The organism is Vibrio kagoshimensis (assembly GCF_050337535.1).
Classification (GTDB): domain Bacteria; phylum Pseudomonadota; class Gammaproteobacteria; order Enterobacterales; family Vibrionaceae; genus Vibrio; species Vibrio gallaecicus.
Genome location: NZ_JAKJSZ010000019.1, coordinates 74907 through 87061, shown reverse-complemented (window position 1 = coordinate 87061; position 12155 = coordinate 74907). Strand labels below are relative to the sequence as shown.

The following is a 12155-nucleotide window of genomic DNA, read 5'->3' as shown; positions in this document are numbered from 1 at the left end:
ACTAATCTATGTTGGTTGAGTTGGAACAACTTATTGATTCAAAAGATGTCATTGTGCTTAGTACTCCTGAAGAAACCGCTGTAACTTGGTTGCTCGAACCATATAAAAACTGCGCGAATATTCGAGTCATAGAAGATGCGCATAAGCTGGATACAACGATGATTTTGGAAGCCTGCAGCTTAAATCTTAGCGAAAGCAAAAAAGTAATCCTTACCGCCCAGTTTCGGAGTCAGCTACCAGTTATCAATATTGCTTCTTTGTGTAATGAAAAGCGGAAAAAATTGGTAAACATAGAGCTATTAGGCTGGAACGAAGAAAAAGCAGAGCCATCTTCTTATAGTTCCTTTTAACTACATGACTATCCCGCAAGTTAAGGCGGTTGGGTTTATGTGCTCGCTTCATACTTAGCCACAAGAATTAGGTGGTTAAGATACGAAGCAGCGAACCGTAGTGTCTATTTGTTTCTGAGTCTCCGCACTGAGAATCGTCAGAATCGAGTAGATTTTTTTCCGACACCTTCCACACCGTATTAGCATTTTTGCAGACTACGTTCTTCTCAAATTACATTACTTAAATAACGTAAAATTATCATTAATATAAAATATGATAATTTTATTTGATTTACTTGTGTCCATATACTCTCTCCATCGAAACGAAACATATACAGAATTAAAAACGAATTTGGAGTAAGTTATGAAAATGAATCACGTAGGCATCATGGTTGGCGATATGGATAAAGCGGTAGAGTTCTACACTCAGGCACTTGGTCTAAAAATCGTAATGAACAACACGAAAGTAATCGAAGAGCGCGAATCAGCAATTGGTCGAATGTGTATTGCCGTATTCGGTGAAGGTTTCAAAGGCTTTAACATTGCCCACTTAGTGACTTCTGATGGTATTGGTGTTGAGCTGTTTGAAATGAAAGAACGCCAAGAACGCCACGAAGTCGATTTTTCTCGCTTAGGCATCTTCCACTTCTGTCTACAAACAGATGACTTTGAAGGCGTGATGGAGAAAGTAGAAAAATTCGGCGGAAAAGTACGCATGGACGTAATGCGCTACCATCCAGAAGACGACAGTAAGCAAGCGAAAATGGTTTATTTAGAAGACCCGTTTGGCAACCTATTCGAACTTTACTCGCACACATACGAAGAAACATACGCGACTGATTACGAGTAATAGCGTTTACCTACCTAACGTAAGGTAGAAAAACTGAAACACCCCCTAAAGAGGATTGGTAGAAATATCAATCCTCTTTTGTTTAGGGATACTTAAACTGTGTTTGTATGAAACCTTCTAATCTCCTGACAAGTCATGACTAATTTCACTTAGTCACGACATTGAAAGCAGCAATGTTAGTTCGTTTTCGATGCTGCGTGCTGAGCGACAATGAATTCAATTACTTCATCATTTAAACAAGATTTACTGACATACTGGCGCTGCTTACCCATGTGAAGGATAAGCCCTAAATCGGTTTGTTGAAGTTGGTCGATTTCACTCCAGGTGATGTTACGGGTATTTTTCCCGTTTTTATAACTCACACCGTCAGAATCAACCTGAAAAACTACTTTGCTTCCTGAACTCGAACTGATGGTTTGTCGCCATAACCACCAGGTTCTTTTGCAGTAAACACTGAACGCCTCAACCACACTTAAAACAATAAAGAACCAGCCAACGTAGCCATTGGGTAATAGCTCAAATTCTAATAGAACCACACCAAACACAAGGAAAAGGATGCCTTTTAAATAGGCTTTTGGAAATTTAGCTGGAAGGCTCGTTTGATCATAACACTCTGCAAAAAAGGGCTTATCGAGGGTGTATTCTGTAGTGAAATCGAAATCTTTGGACATATGTGACTGCTTTAAGTTTTTCTGTGAATGAGTATTCTATGCTGCGATCTCGCAACTCAAGTATTGTATAGCTTCTCGGAACTTTCCTTTAACTATTTTGCTTCTCTTTTGTAAATCAATGATACCGACGGGCTCTACTTACACCGAGCTAATTTGTTACCTCAATGAGTATTAAGCCGTACATATAAAGCTAAAGACCAATTCACTAAAAGTTATTTGCTCTGTAAATTTCTATGGAGCTTATGGCTTGATTAGGCATATAAAGCACGAATGGTCTGTATTTAAAGACATGATTTGTTCGAATAGTGAAACAATGTTGTTCAGTTTTCTGTGTTTATTGGGGTGAATAGTAAACATATACTTTTTACGAATTCACTTTTTGGAGAACAATTCAATGTCTATTTCATTTAAGCAACTTACTAAGGTCATAGCGTTAGTCGCGTCCACGGTACTTTCGGTTAACACAGCACAAGCCGCAGAGTTAAAAGTTCAAGTGTTCAACCCCGGAGAGAAAAGTCTATTCCCGGTTTCCTCGACACTCGTTACTGGTCCCAAAGAAGCGGTATTAATTGATGCACAATTTCAGAGAGATGATGCACAAAGCGTATTGAGAATGATCAAAGACAGCGGCAAAGAGCTTAAAACTATTTATATAAGTCATGGAGATCCCGATTTCTACTTCGGTTTAGACGTCATTACTGCCGCATATCCCAAGGCTAAGGTTGTTACTTCTCCTTTGTCGTATAAGCATATTGAAGAAACTATTGAAGGGAAGCTAGGATATTGGGGACCAATTCTTGGTGAGAATGCTCCTCAAGAAACCATTATGCCGGACATCCTTTCTGGAGATACTCTTACTCTTGATGGGGAAAGCATAAAAATAATAGGGCTTGATGGTATAGACCCTAAACATACTTTTGTTTGGATACCATCGCTTAAGACTGTTGCTGGTGGGGTTATTCTCTATGAAAATGTTCACGTTTGGATGGCGGATAATCAAACTGCATCTTCTCGCGACAAATGGTTAACTACACTAGACGGCTTAGCTTCACTCAATCCAAAACAGATTATTCCGGGTCATTATATTGGAAAAAGCACTCAAGATATGAGTTCTGTTAAGTTCACTCAATCTTATATTCGTGAGTTTGAAGATGCAGCTATTAAAGCGGCTAATTCTGCAGAGTTAGCTGAATCAATGAAAAAAGCGTACCCTAAATTCAAAAATATAAGTGATTTAGAGCTCAGTGCAAAAGTAATAAAAGGTGAAATGCAGTGGTAACATGCCGCCAGCTCATTTCTTATTAAACTATTCAGTACTATAGAATGAGTGTTTATGATAGCCGACTCTGATTCGTTGTAAGAGTCGGTTTACTCTGCCGTAAATAGAACCAGCGGCAGCTTTTTAACCAGAGTAGCATAGCCCTTATTAGCTTCCACTAAGCATCAAAATTACCAAGCCTGGGAAAGTGGTGGTTAAAGACTCTTCTGTTAACCCCCGCACCTAGACAACCGCTACTTGCCTTACCGTGATAATAATTATGTACGATGGTTCGGTCGTTTCAGCTCTTCTTAAGTGATAAGGGCATTACAAACGGTTCGAAAGTACAATGAAATATTTCACCGCTCTGCTTCCCTTGAACTCGAATTAATGACAACACTTGAATCTTGCGCCGTGAAGTGACTTGCATTCAAAGTATAGTCATGCAGCAATCGACCTAAGTAGGGTAGAACCTTGTCATTCAGAGTCAAATAATGATTGAGCGGATCACTCTGGTGAGTGTAGACCAATTGTATTGCGAGAAGTTGTGGACGTTTTTGAGGGCTCAAAAACGGTGAAACCCCGATGTTGGTAGCATCGGGGTTTCGAATTTCTTAGATTTCACGACTGGTAAGATCGTTTATCTTTTCTATGCAGAAGGCTGGATTAATCCAATCTTTATTCCTTGGTAGGGAATTAGATACGGATGAAGTCCATGTGCTCAACTTTAGGCTTGAACGCGTGACGTTGAACGTCTTGCGGCTTAACCTTAACTTCAGCGCCGTCAATCACAAGAGTGATTACTTCGTAGAACTCAGGCTTATCCATTTGGTTGATCACGTCAGTGTGAACAAGTTCGATAGATACTGCTGCTTCTTCACCACCGTAGATTACAGCTGGGAATTTACCAGCGTGACGTAGGCGGCGGCTCGCACCTTTACCTAGTTCAGTACGTACTACTGCTTCAAATTTCATAGTTTTACTCTCAAATTAGTAAAATTTTAATTTCACACGACAATGCGACCTTGTCAGTGTAGTAAAACTCACACAAGAAGTTCCTGTCTGAGCGAGCGCGGATACTAACACTCTCAGATAAATGGAGCAAGAGTGAGAGGGCGTTTAATCACTAAGTACACATTATTAAAGTTTACCTGCTGTCATTTTATCCAACATTAGACCAATTTAGGCTCTTTACCGATTCAAGCTATTTATCAAAATTCATTATTCGCCTGTTCGGTGAATGGAATATGAACATTCCGCTAAGCATTCATTAAGGCTAGTGCCGCTAATCTACACCTACATTAAATGAACAGAAAAATAGGTGAAGTTATGGAACCGGTAAGCGTTGTAGTCATTACATTAAATGAAGAAAAACGGATTGGTCGATTGATGGAAGAGCTTAGCCAACAAACACACCAAGACTTTGAAGTGATAGTGGTCGATTCAAACAGCGAAGATAATACTAGGGAAGTCGCGCTGGCTTATGAAAATGCTCTGCCATCTTTGACGGTACACAAAATGGAAACGCGTGGTGTCAGTTTAGGTCGTAACACCGGGGCGTCACTAGCTAAGTACTCAAGAATTTTGTTTCTTGATGCAGATGTTAGCTTAAATAAGAATTTCTTAGCGAGAGCTTTGGGCGAGCTAGAAGAGAGAAAGTTAGAAGTAGCAGGCGTGTATATGAGCTCTAAAGGCTTACCTTTGGTTCATAAAATGGGATACGGGCTATTTAATATTGGTCTGTTCACTACACAATTTGTATTTCCAACCGCAATAGGTGCCTGCATTTTTTCAACGAAACGTGTACATGATGAAATTGGTGGCTTTGATGAAGAAATCGTTTTATGTGAAGACTGTGACTATGTAAAACGAGCAAGCAAAACCTGGCGTTTCCGTTTCTTAAATATGACGTTCGGTTTTGACCCACGAAGGCTTGATCAAGATGGCGTGCTTAAAACGGGTAGCACCTATTTAAAAGCGAATGTGAGACGCATGTTTTTTGGTGAAATGCGTAATAACGAAATGGACTACAAGTTCGGTCATTACAACGAACAGCAACAATAGGGCGAACTATGTTTGAGGGGTTCAGTTTATTTCTGGGGGCGTTGGCAGATGCGCTGATTGGACCCAACCTGTTTGTTCCTGGTGAGCCATTTTTTATAGCCGCAGGCTATCAGTTGTATCAAGGTGCTTGGTCTGCTGTGCTATTTGTCATGATAGGTGGTTTAGTCGGTGATCAATTAAGTTATTTTATCGGCTTACATTGCGGGCAAAGAGTTCAACGTAAAATTATCTTAGTTCAGCCGAAAACAAAGCGTCTTATTGCTCGCTGCCGTTACTTAATGGCAAAACGAGGCAGCTACATCATCATGTTTGCCAGATTATTAGGTCCGATTGCTTGGATTGTGCCTTTTATCGCGGGTTCGCATAAAGTGAAGTGGCGAAGTTTTAGTGTGTTATCCATTGTGGGTTTAATACTTGGCGGTGGGCAATTTATAATATGGGGTTTAATTCTAGCGCATGGTGTTGAACATTTTCCTCTATTGAATGAAGCAAAGATCTTTGTTGTCGAGCATCAAACTACTTTACTCGCATTAATGCTTGTGACGTTGATGGGCATTATTGGCTATAGATATCGTTGGCGCTATCTATTTGCAAAGGTAAGTGTCTTGTTAGTGACGTTACTTGTTTACTGCAATTATGCTCATTTTTTTTGGTACTCGGATGACTTTAATACCGAAGTAAATAATAAGGTTAAATCATCTGAAAGTAGCTCAGAATTAAGCTATAAAGCGTTCCCTGGGAAGTCAGCATATTATGATGCTCAAGCTATTAATATTCAGTATATCGGCGAAACCCCAAGACCTTTAATGAATACTCTTGGCTGGATAGAAAATAAAACATTCTCTAGAAATGAAATTGAATTTGCTGGCTATGTTTCATTATTGCGCAGTCAAACTCCACCTGTTTCGGATTTATATTGGCAGAAAAAACCGCAAGATATGGCTTTCCAGCTGCCTGGAACTTTAATGAAAAGAAGCCATATTCGCTGGTGGAAAGTGGGTGTGCAACCCGAAACTAAACAACCACTGTGGTTAGGTGCAATTAGCTATGATGATGGATTAAAACTTACGTCATATTCTGGAATTATGACGATTCTGCATAGTATCGATCCTAACGTAGATAAAGAACGAGATAAGCTAGAAGAACAAATTAAGCAACAACGTCCAGACATCCGCATCGAGAAGCAGCAGCTAGTACAGCAAGAGGTGATGGATGAAGAGCATGACTACTATACAGATGGCAACATCCTGATAATAAGTGGATGAATGACCGGTCCGTAGTAAACAACTTTAATCAGTGATTGTAAAAATGGCAGCGATTATTCGCTGCCATTTTTTAGTAAATGCTTCTTTGGATTATGTTTTGCTGGAATCTATTTTGTAGGCTTTATGCTTGTGAGCTCTGAATTGTAAGCTCATATAGTTGGTCTACGTTTTGAGATTTACTTTGCCAAACAAGAAAAGCAAAAGCTTAGCCTTTAAATTGATTCAGTATCAACGTTGCTTTTAAGCCGCCCATCGAGCTTTCAGCCAATTCGAGGCTACCGCGATAACTGTGTGCCATTTCATTCACGATATTCAAGCCTAAACCAGTTCCAGGAGTGGTCTCATCGAGTCTAACACCTCGCTTAATGACTTGTTCAAGCTGCTCTGGAGGTATGCCTGTTCCGTCATCTTCAATAATGAGTTCAATGTTGCCATTTTCAAGCTCAGTTGAATGAACTCTTATAATGCTGCTTGCCCATTTATAGGCATTCTCTAATAAATTACCGACCATTTCGTCGAGATCGGTCTGATCAACCGTGACTTCCAGTTCAGAATCAAGCTCATTGATTAATGTGATCTCATTGGCTGCGTATACTTTATCAAATGCCATAGAAATAGCGTCTATACGCTCAGAAGGTGAAGACTTTACCGATAGGATATTCATAGCACCAGCCATGCGCGCTCGACCTAAATGATAGTCGATATGATCTTGTAATTGATTAGCGGGCTGAGCGAGTTTTTCTTGCTGCTCTTGTGGTAGCGATGCAATTTCATTTTTTAAAACAGAAAGAGGTGTTTTTAACGCATGTGATAAGTTGCCAGCATGGTTTCGTGCTCGTTCTAGTAACTCTTGATAATGAAAGAGAAGGGCGTTTAGGTCAGAAACTAATGGCGAAACTTCCCTAGGGTAATTGTTGCTTAAAACTTGCTGCTCTCCTTTTCGGAGCATCGCAAGTTCGCGCTGCATTTTATTTAAAGGTAGTAAGGACCAACTCACCTGTATTCCGATTAAAAGCAGTACGCCAATAAAGAGCAAGCCTAAGATTATCCAAACCTGACCGGTGAGTTTATGCAGTGTTGACTCTAGAGGGTCTTCATCTAAACCGACAATTATAGTGACAGGGTCACCTAGTTCGGGAAGGTAAATGTTTTGTTCTACGTAGATTAACGACTCACCCTTTGCCCCTTTGATCACTTTGCGAATAGGTTTGTCAGTGATAGAGAGATTCTTATCCCATAAGGATCGAGATCTGAGTGTTTGATCTTGTGTGGCTGCTCGCCAGTACACGCCGCTATAAGGTTGGTAAAATCTTGGGTCTGAAAGACGTTCAAGCATGACAAGCTGATTGTTTTTATCAACTTCAATATTTGCGGTTAATTCATCTAGGGTAAGATTCAGCTGCTGTTTCACATCATCAATAAGATAATCATTAACGAGTTTAGGTATTCCAATACCTGCCGCTAAGATCATTGCCCCAAGCCAAAAAGCCGCTGCGAGAAGCAAGCGGCTTTTTAAGCTGATATTTTTTAAGTTTGGTTTACTGAGCGCGGCTTTCGGCACGGTGAATCCTTTTAATCAGCGCAGGAAAATAGTGGTTGTTTAGGGCAATGAGCGTATTTATTACTACCCTCATTGGTATTATCAAAACTGTACTCGTTGACTTTACTCGGTATTAATCAACGTTAAGTTGATAACCAAGACCACGAACGGTTTTAATCACCTTCGGGGCGATTTTTTTACGGATACGACCAATAAAAACTTCGACGGTATTAGAATCGCGATCAAAATCTTGTTTATAGATATGCTCGACTAATTCGGTTCTAGAAATGACTTTGTCAGCATTATGCATAAAGTACGCAACTACTTTATATTCTAAAGCCGTTAAGCTTACTGCTTGACCTTGCCATAATACTTTTGAACTTCTTGTATCTAAGCTTAAGTCACCCATTTGTAGTATAGGGGAAGCGTTACCTGAAGCTCGGCGTAATTGAGCTCGGATACGAGCGATTAGCTCGACCATTTCGAAAGGCTTAGTTAGGTAGTCATCAGCACCAGCATTGAGACCTTCAACACGTTGAGTCAAAGTGTCACGAGCACTTAAAATGACAACCGGGGTATTGATGTTTTCGTCTCGAATGCCTTTTAGTACAGTAAGACCGTCAAGTTTTGGGAGACCGAGATCAAGAACAATCGCGTCCCACTCTTCAGAAGTCGCACGATAAAGTGCATCAATCCCATCTTGAGACAGTTCAGGTACCCAGTCAGCACCTTCCAGCGTTTTTAAAATTTGTTGACCTAAACTTGGATCGTCTTCAACCACTAATATTTTCATATTCTTACCATTAATTATTGCTGCTTGAGCTTATTGTTCTTGAGGTTATTGTTACTGCAGCTTTAGCTTTATTGTTATCACTGATGGTTACGTTATTTTTTAATTACGTCTTGTAAATTTCGACCTTTGATTTCGAGCATTTCTAACGTTGTCGCGTTGTATTCGACTTTAATCACGTTGTTGTCATGGACTAATTTGAGTTCATATACCCATTCATCGTCATCTTCTTCCAGTTCAACTCTGATCACTCGCCCGTTCAATTGAGATTCAATCGTTTCATAAAGCTCAGAAAAAGGTTTGATTAAGCCATCTTTGACTGCGTCATAGACTTCATCTTGATCCTCATCGAACTCAATTCGTGTGCCTTCTTTATAAACATCCTGGACGAGTTCATGACCATTATTATGGTCTTTAGCCATTGCTAGGTTAGGCAACAGCAAGGCACAAAGCAAAGGTAAGGTTGCAATCATTAGTTTACTTAACATAGCTGATCCAAGGTTAGGTCGATATTCATTAGTATAAAAGAGCGAAGATGAATAGAAAGTGAATCTAGTCAGCTTAGCGATCTTGAAGCTCGTCTTCAAAAATTTTGTCGCGCATTTTCCAAAAGCGTCCTGCTTTTCGTGCAATCACAAACTGAGGTGGGCGGAACCTGTGTTGGTTTGCTACCACTTTACTTGGAGAAGCCTCTTCAAAAGATCGATGCCTGTCAGCTAAATGTGGTCGAACGAATTGATCTTTGAAGTTCTGTTTTTGTTTTTTGGTTGTGAGTGACCAAAACTCATGAACTTGAGCTTGGTTCTCGCCACGGTAGGTCACTTTAAGTTGTGACTTTCCTTTATCATCTTTGAAGACATTTAAATCCATCTCTAAACATTCGAAAACTAATGCGTCTTTTAGATTTAAGGCTTCTTTCAGCTTTTTATCAGGATCTACTAAAGTTGCATCGCACTCGTGACATATTCTTGCGGCAATGTCGTTATCGGCACCACACTCATTACAGTATTTAGCTCGAAATCGATAGCCGCAGTGCTCTCGTTCGCCTGTTTCTTCATCAGTGAAATAGCCTTGGCACTTACGTCCAAAGTGTTCTAACAAAAAGCCATTGTTGTCTAGTTTTCCCCAGAAATTATTGTTGAATCCGCATGCCGGGCAGGGAATGGTGATTATCTCGCTGTCTGAGTCTGGTTTTGGATCCCCAACTTCTGGCTGATATAAGTCGTAACTGTTACCAGCATAATCGAGCACCAAGCACTCTTTTTTACCTTCAGAAAGTCTTAAGCCCCGACCAACAATCTGCTGGTATAAACTTATTGATTCAGTTGGTCTTAAAATGGCGATAAGGTCAACGTGCGGGGCATCAAAGCCGGTCGTCAATACGGATACGTTCACTAAAAACTTGACTTTACGTTGCTTAAAATCGTTAATGATTTGGTCGCGTTCCAGCGTCGGTGTATCGCCTATAACAATTGATGCTTCACCTTCAGGCAATAAACTCAGGATTTCTTGTGCATGTCGGACTGTGGCTGCAAATACCATAATGCCGAGTTTGTCTTGAGCAAGATGAACGATTTGATCGACGATTTGAGGGGTAGCTCGTTTAGACTGCTCAATCACCATATCCAGTTCAGCTTCTTTGTATCGCCCAGTACTGGCAGGTTTTAACTGAGAGAAGTCATAGCTTAAAACTGGTGCATCAATCATACGTGCAGGAGTAAGAAACCCTTCATCTAGAAGGTAACGAATGGGTAGTTCAAAAATGCAGTCTTTGAAAAAACGAGGTTCTTCACTGCGCACTTGCCCACGAGTGTGGTACTGATAAATCCAACCCATTCCAAGCCTGTAAGGGGTTGCGGTTAACCCAAGCACTTTGATTCCAGAATTATTTTCTCTTAAATGACTAATGACTTTTTGGTAGCTACTGTTTTTTTCATCTGGCACGCGGTGACATTCATCAATAACAAGTAGTGAAAACTGGTTTGAAAAGGAATCTAAATTTCGAACAACAGATTGAACAGAGGCAAAGACAACTTGTTGGTCAGTTTCTTTCCTACCAAGACCGGCTGAAAAAATAGAGCCTTTTAAATCATACCCTTCATACTTTGCGTGATTTTGTTCAACCAATTCTTTTACGTGAGCAAGAACTAATACTCGCCCTTTGGCTAGGCGGGCAAGTTCAGCGATTACCAAGCTTTTTCCTGCACCTGTTGGTAAGACTAAAACAGCAGGAGTTTGGTGTTTTCTGAAGTAGTGAATAACCGATTTAACAGAGTCAGCTTGGTAAGGTCGAAGAGTGTACATACAGTATCTTGTAATGTTATTGGCAAGGCGATAAACAAATAATGTGAAATCGCTCAACTATTTCGATAAAGGTGACTATAATACCTGACTTAAATCAGATGAGGTATTCATGCGTTTAGATAAATTTTTGTGTGATGCACTAGGTGCAACCCGAAGAGAAGCAACAAAAACATTACACACCAAGACAGTAACGGTTAACGGCGTCATGGTGAAAAGTGGTGCAACTAAGATCACTGAAGAGTGTGTAGTAGAGTGGCAGGGTAACGAGCTACGAGTCCATGGACCGCGTTACATTATGCTTTATAAGCCAGAAGGTTTTGTGTGTTCACATGAAGATGGTTCAAACCAAACTGCATTTGAGTTGCTCGATGAAATCAAAATGGACAAATTACATTTTGCTGGTCGACTTGATGTAGATACCACCGGTTTAGTTTTAATTACAGATGATGGTCAGTGGTCGCATCGTATAACTTCGCCTAAGCATAAATGTCAGAAGACATATCGCGTATGGTTGGTTGAACCCGTTGAAGATGATTATGTTGAAAAGTTCAAAGAAGGCATTCAACTTAAAAGTGAAACAGGTTTAACATTGCCAGCTCATTTAGATGTTAGGGCTGAGAAAGAAGTCTTGCTGACTATCCATGAAGGTAAATACCATCAAGTAAAACGCATGTTTGCTGCACTAGGTAACAAAGTGGAAGCATTACACCGTGAGAAGATTGGTGAGATTGAAATGGATGAAGAATTAGAGTTGGGTGAATATCGCTACCTTACTCAAGAAGAAGTCGATTCTATCTGGAAGTAAATGGTTTAAGTCTAAACCTTTAACCCAATGATTAGTTGGGTGAGCAATTGTAAGTTAGATGCGATCGTCAGTTATATGTCATTTTAAGTTGGATATAATTGTCGGTTTGATGCAGTTACAAGTTAGATAACAGTGACTCCCCAACTTTTCTATCAAAGCTTTAACTGAAAGAATCTTGTTTTATTAAAGATACCTCTTCGCCTTATCAAGCCGACCAAGGATCGCGTCGGCTCGTGTTATTTGACTGGTACTAGGAAAGTCTCAGCCATTATGAATACC

General features: G+C 40.2%; 12 protein-coding genes. 6 read left to right on the top strand and 6 right to left on the bottom strand.

Annotation, left to right across the window (positions count from 1 at the left end; translation table 11 throughout):
• Window positions 1–8: 8 nt before the first annotated feature.
• Together L4C37_RS17450 and L4C37_RS17445 are read left to right on the top strand one after the other, a co-directional pair.
• Window positions 9–350 (top strand): hypothetical protein, encoded by a 342-nt coding sequence (locus L4C37_RS17450; RefSeq protein ID WP_137373066.1) that lies wholly within the window; start codon window positions 9–11, stop codon window positions 348–350.
• Between the two features lie 343 nt (window positions 351–693).
• Window positions 694–1179 carry a VOC family protein gene (locus L4C37_RS17445; protein WP_137373067.1) on the top strand — a complete coding sequence of 162 codons (486 nt, stop codon included), beginning with the start codon at window positions 694–696 and terminating at the stop codon, window positions 1177–1179.
• A gap of 176 nt (window positions 1180–1355) precedes the next feature.
• Here the strand turns inward: L4C37_RS17445 and L4C37_RS17440 are convergent, their stop codons facing one another.
• Window positions 1356–1850, bottom strand: coding sequence for a YcxB family protein (locus tag L4C37_RS17440; protein ID WP_429769307.1), 495 nt, complete (start codon window positions 1848–1850; stop codon window positions 1356–1358).
• A 394-nt stretch (window positions 1851–2244) separates the two neighbouring features.
• On the opposite strand from L4C37_RS17440, the gene L4C37_RS17435 reads away from it, so the two are divergent.
• Window positions 2245–3129 carry an MBL fold metallo-hydrolase gene (locus tag L4C37_RS17435; protein ID WP_429769306.1) on the top strand — a complete coding sequence of 295 codons (885 nt, stop codon included), beginning with the start codon at window positions 2245–2247 and terminating at the stop codon, window positions 3127–3129.
• Between the two features lie 675 nt (window positions 3130–3804).
• Here the strand turns inward: L4C37_RS17435 and rplY are convergent.
• Window positions 3805–4083, bottom strand: a complete 279-nt coding sequence (gene rplY, locus L4C37_RS17430; RefSeq protein WP_137373070.1) for a 50S ribosomal protein L25 — start codon at window positions 4081–4083, stop codon at window positions 3805–3807.
• A 354-nt stretch (window positions 4084–4437) separates the two neighbouring features.
• Here rplY and L4C37_RS17425 point away from each other — a divergent pair, with 354 nt between their 5' ends.
• Together L4C37_RS17425 and L4C37_RS17420 are read left to right on the top strand one after the other, a co-directional pair.
• Window positions 4438–5172, top strand: a complete 735-nt coding sequence (locus L4C37_RS17425; protein ID WP_429769305.1) for a glycosyltransferase family 2 protein — start codon at window positions 4438–4440, stop codon at window positions 5170–5172.
• A gap of 8 nt (window positions 5173–5180) precedes the next feature.
• Complete coding sequence (locus L4C37_RS17420; RefSeq protein ID WP_429769304.1) at window positions 5181–6437, top strand: LssY C-terminal domain-containing protein; 1257 nt, start codon at window positions 5181–5183, stop codon at window positions 6435–6437.
• A 205-nt stretch (window positions 6438–6642) separates the two neighbouring features.
• Here L4C37_RS17420 and L4C37_RS17415 read toward each other — a convergent pair whose 3' ends face one another.
• From L4C37_RS17415 to radD, 4 genes are all read right to left on the bottom strand, one after another.
• Window positions 6643–7998: an ATP-binding protein gene (locus L4C37_RS17415; protein WP_429769303.1), complete on the bottom strand. Its 1356-nt coding sequence runs from the start codon at window positions 7996–7998 to the stop codon at window positions 6643–6645.
• Window positions 7999–8110: 112 nt separating this feature from the next.
• Window positions 8111–8770 (bottom strand): response regulator transcription factor, encoded by a 660-nt coding sequence (locus tag L4C37_RS17410; protein WP_429769302.1) that lies wholly within the window; start codon window positions 8768–8770, stop codon window positions 8111–8113.
• A gap of 92 nt (window positions 8771–8862) precedes the next feature.
• On the bottom strand, window positions 8863–9255 hold the full coding sequence (locus tag L4C37_RS17405) for a PepSY domain-containing protein (protein ID WP_137373075.1): 393 nt from the start codon (window positions 9253–9255) through the stop codon (window positions 8863–8865).
• 73 nt (window positions 9256–9328) lie between these two features.
• Complete coding sequence (gene radD, locus L4C37_RS17400) at window positions 9329–11071, bottom strand: DNA repair helicase RadD (protein WP_429769301.1); 1743 nt, start codon at window positions 11069–11071, stop codon at window positions 9329–9331.
• Window positions 11072–11180: 109 nt separating this feature from the next.
• Between radD and rsuA the strand changes: the two genes are divergently transcribed.
• Entirely contained in the window at window positions 11181–11876 is a 696-nt protein-coding gene (rsuA, locus tag L4C37_RS17395) for a 16S rRNA pseudouridine(516) synthase RsuA (RefSeq protein ID WP_137373077.1), read from the top strand.
• Window positions 11877–12155: the final 279 nt, after the last annotated feature.

Coding starts and splice junctions, on each gene's coding strand:
- L4C37_RS17425 (WP_429769305.1), top strand. CDS start 4,438: ATGGAACCGGTAAGCGTTGTAGTCATTACATTAAATGAAGAAAAACGG.
- rsuA (WP_137373077.1), top strand. CDS start 11,181: ATGCGTTTAGATAAATTTTTGTGTGATGCACTAGGTGCAACCCGAAGA.
- L4C37_RS17420 (WP_429769304.1), top strand. CDS start 5,181: ATGTTTGAGGGGTTCAGTTTATTTCTGGGGGCGTTGGCAGATGCGCTG.
- L4C37_RS17445 (WP_137373067.1), top strand. CDS start 694: ATGAAAATGAATCACGTAGGCATCATGGTTGGCGATATGGATAAAGCG.
- L4C37_RS17435 (WP_429769306.1), top strand. CDS start 2,245: ATGTCTATTTCATTTAAGCAACTTACTAAGGTCATAGCGTTAGTCGCG.
- L4C37_RS17440 (WP_429769307.1), bottom strand. CDS start 1,850: ATGTCCAAAGATTTCGATTTCACTACAGAATACACCCTCGATAAGCCC.
- radD (WP_429769301.1), bottom strand. CDS start 11,071: ATGTACACTCTTCGACCTTACCAAGCTGACTCTGTTAAATCGGTTATT.
- rplY (WP_137373070.1), bottom strand. CDS start 4,083: ATGAAATTTGAAGCAGTAGTACGTACTGAACTAGGTAAAGGTGCGAGC.
- L4C37_RS17450 (WP_137373066.1), top strand. CDS start 9: ATGTTGGTTGAGTTGGAACAACTTATTGATTCAAAAGATGTCATTGTG.
- L4C37_RS17410 (WP_429769302.1), bottom strand. CDS start 8,770: ATGAAAATATTAGTGGTTGAAGACGATCCAAGTTTAGGTCAACAAATT.
- L4C37_RS17405 (WP_137373075.1), bottom strand. CDS start 9,255: ATGTTAAGTAAACTAATGATTGCAACCTTACCTTTGCTTTGTGCCTTG.